This window comes from Streptomyces niveiscabiei (genome assembly GCF_001419795.1).
GTDB lineage: Bacteria > Actinomycetota > Actinomycetes > Streptomycetales > Streptomycetaceae > Streptomyces > Streptomyces niveiscabiei.
This window is the reverse complement of record NZ_LIRL01001410.1, coordinates 1-1,171: the sequence shown is the minus strand read 5'-3', so window position 1 is coordinate 1,171 and position 1,171 is coordinate 1. Positions and strand designations below refer to the sequence as shown.

Genomic DNA, 1,171 nt, shown 5'->3' with positions numbered 1-1,171 from the left:
CGCCGCCGACCACCCCGACCTCGCGCCCACGGTCACCCTGACCCGGCTCTTCCTGCGCCAGTACGCCGAGATCCTGCGCGGCGAGATCCGCGCCACCGAGATCATGTTCCCGGGCTCCTCGATGGCCCTGGTCGCCGACTTCTACAAGGCCAACCCGCTCACCGACTCCTTCAACGAACTGGTCCGCGACGCCGTCGCCGTCCACCTCGAACACCGGATCGCCCGGCTGGCTCCCGGGGAGCGGCTGCGGATCGTCGAGTTCGGCGCCGGGACCGGGGCGACCACGGACTCCGTGCTGCCGGTCCTCGCGCCGTACGCCGACCGGGTGTCGTACTGGTTCACCGACATTTCCCAGCACTTCCTGGACCACGCCGAGGCACGGCTGCGTCCGCAGTACGACGCTCCCGGCTTCCTGAACTTCCGGGTCCTCGACCTCGAACGGGGGCACCAGGAGCAGGGGTTCGAGCCCGGTACCTACGACATGGTCCTCGCGACCAACGTCGTCCACGCCACCGCCGACCTGCGGGCGACCCTCGGCAAGGCCAAGGACCTGCTGCGGCCCGGGGGCTGGCTCGTGCTCAACGAGCTGACCGAGGTGCGGGACTCCACCACGGTCGTGGGCGGGGTCCTGGACGGGTGGTGGCTGTTCGACGACGGCGAACTCCGGCTGCCGGACTCGCCGTTGGTGCACCCCGACACCTGGCGCAGGTTGCTGCGGGAACAGGGCTTCGGGGACGTCACCGTGACCGGGGGGACCGGCGCGGACGGGCGGGCCCGGGGCCAGCACGTCATCGTCGGGGAGAGCGACGGGCTGCGGCCGATCACTGTGCGGGAAGCGGTAGTCGAAGAGGCTGCCGTCGAGGCGGCCGTAAGTGCTGTGCCGTCCGGGCGACTTCAGGGCCGGCTCGCCGCCATCGTCGCGCGGTGCCTGAAGCTGGACGAGGACGTGGACCCCGAACAGCCCCTCGCCTCCTACGGGTTCGACTCGCTCACCGGCATGAAGATCGTGGCCGGGATCGCGGACGAGTTCGGTGTGACCGTGTCGCTGGGGGACTTCTACGACCATCCGACGCTGCGGGAACTCGCCGAGTACTACGCGGAGTCGGGGACGTTGGGTGACGTCGTGGAGGGGGCAGAGGGGTCCGGGGCCCCGGGCGGGGCCGAGGGAGGC

At 71.1% G+C, this 1,171-nt stretch carries 1 protein-coding gene; it reads left to right on the top strand.

The genetic code is table 11. The features are described from left to right. The coding region (locus AOK24_RS44555) for a methyltransferase (protein WP_159052249.1) at window positions 1-1,171 on the top strand (1,171 nt) is incomplete at both ends.